The sequence below is a fragment of the Streptomyces sp. AC627_RSS907 genome (genome assembly GCF_019049165.1).
In genome coordinates this window covers 1-643 of sequence record NZ_JAGMUE010000775.1, presented here as the reverse complement: position 1 = coordinate 643, position 643 = coordinate 1, and the positions used below count along the sequence as shown (strand labels likewise).

The window sequence follows — 643 nt, the reverse complement described above, 5'->3', positions numbered from 1 at the left end:
TCATCGCGGAGGACGGCCGCCGCGCCAAGAACCACCTCCTGGAGGCCAACCTCCGCCTGGTGGTCTCGCTTGCCAAGCGGTACACCGGCCGCGGAATGCTCTTCCTGGACCTCATCCAGGAGGGCAACCTCGGCCTGATTCGCGCGGTCGAGAAGTTCGACTACACGAAGGGCTACAAGTTCTCCACGTACGCCACGTGGTGGATTCGTCAGGCCATCACGCGCGCCATGGCCGACCAGGCCCGCACCATCCGTATCCCGGTGCACATGGTCGAGGTCATCAACAAGCTCGCCCGCGTCCAGCGGCAGATGCTCCAGGACCTGGGCCGCGAGCCCACTCCGGAGGAGCTGGCCAAGGAACTCGACATGACCCCGGAGAAGGTCATCGAGGTCCAGAAGTACGGCCGCGAGCCGATCTCGCTGCACACGCCGCTCGGTGAGGACGGCGACAGCGAGTTCGGTGACCTGATCGAGGACTCCGAAGCGGTCGTGCCCGCCGACGCGGTCAGCTTCACGCTGCTGCAGGAGCAGTTGCACTCCGTTCTCGACACGCTCAGCGAGCGAGAGGCCGGCGTGGTCTCCATGCGCTTCGGCCTCACGGACGGCCAGCCGAAGACGCTGGACGAGATCGGCAAGGTCTACGG

General features: G+C 66.1%; 1 protein-coding gene. It reads left to right on the top strand.

The window, feature by feature from the left end:
• Positions 1-643, top strand: a 643-nt coding sequence (locus tag KUM32_RS38580) for an RNA polymerase sigma factor (RefSeq protein WP_217146461.1), incomplete at both ends; no start/stop codon positions are given.